This window comes from Streptomyces sp. NPDC005574 (assembly GCF_040605435.1).
Taxonomy (GTDB): Bacteria; Actinomycetota; Actinomycetes; order Streptomycetales; family Streptomycetaceae; genus Streptomyces.
On record NZ_JBEXCW010000334.1, the window covers coordinates 1 to 1,334 of the forward strand.

The 1,334-nt window shown below is 56.4% G+C and carries 1 protein-coding gene; it reads left to right on the forward strand.

Annotation, left to right across the window (positions count from 1 at the left end; genetic code table 11):
- The first annotated feature begins 414 nt into the window (after nt 1-414).
- Nucleotides 415-726 (forward strand): WhiB family transcriptional regulator, encoded by a 312-nt coding sequence (locus tag ABZT03_RS44575; protein WP_356050067.1) that lies wholly within the window; start codon nt 415-417, stop codon nt 724-726.
- Nucleotides 727-1,334 lie beyond the last annotated feature (608 nt).

Sequence of the window (1,334 nt, forward strand, 5' to 3'; positions counted from 1 at the left end):
CGCCCACCACGGCCTGAACCACCGTCACCACCACGGCCAGACACGTCCCGAACCGGCTCACAACCCCGAACGCTCGCCCAACCTGACAATGCCCCAGAAAGTGATGCCACGCTGGGCCCAAGCAGGGGACAGATACACCCCTACCTCAGGTGTCAAGTAGACGCGCTACCCATCGTGCGATGCTTATCACATTTTGCCGCAACAACCGGCGAGGAGATCTCAGTGAGTAACTTCTACTCGCCCTCAAAGCACCCCGAACGAGGACCATTGGTTCTATGCGTGGCGCGCTCACCGGCTTCGGTTCGACGCGCCTTGAAGACCCCTCGTTCAGGCATCCCCCACCCAGGTGAGTTGATTATGCAGGAAATCAAGATAAAATCTTCAAACCCAATCTCGCTAGGCCAGGAAATTTGGATGTCTTCGGCCGCTTGCGGAACTTCACGAGTCGACCCGGAAGTTTTCTTCCAAAAGCGTCCAGAACGTGGACGCAGCTGGGCTAGGGCAGCTAAGGAAGTTTGTAGCGTGTGCCCAGTTGTGAGGTCATGCCTTGAGGCCGCATTGCGACGTCAAGAAGCATTCGGTGTATGGGGTGGACTCACGACATGGGAGCGGCACGTCTATCACGGCGGCCCCCGACCTCGTTACCAACGGCGAACGGGCAGCACTCGCGTAGCGAACGAAATGCAACAAATACCAAAAAACTTGCACCTGACGAAGAGTGACTAGCAGAACGTTGATGATATCTGATTTCATAGAACCCGCCCCCATGTCCCCGACGAAACAGATCCAAATTGAACTGTGGAAATCGCCAAGCATTGACCGCTAGATGCGGGGAAGGTGATCCGTTCTTCAGGCTCTACCCTGTGGGTTAGCCCCAGCCATCTCAGAGTCGTAGCGCCCAGGGGACTGGTGTGGCTGTCGTGTGGCTGTCGTCTGTATTGGGATTTGACTCGAGATGCATGGGAACGAGGAAGCTCGGCGGGGCTGACCGCGCTGTTCTGATCGAAAATCGACCTACAGAAACTTCCGATTGGAAATGGACAGGCTGCTCAAGCTCACAGCACCTGTGTAGGTGCCGCTTCCGCGCACTCAGCATAGACGGACGTGCGTCTGACGTCCACGCTTAGACGGCCAACTGGAAACCCCAGTGGCAAGCGATAAACTTCAGGGTGCACGGTGCCTGAATCTGAGAATGTGGCATGTCTCGCAGAGATGTCACATTCTAGGTATCTTAAGTATCGTGACTACTCAGGTTTGATGTGTTCGAGGCCGAGGGGTGGGCAGCGGATTTCTGCGGTGGTGAAGCGTCCTGTGGGGGCGTCGAGTTGGACGAC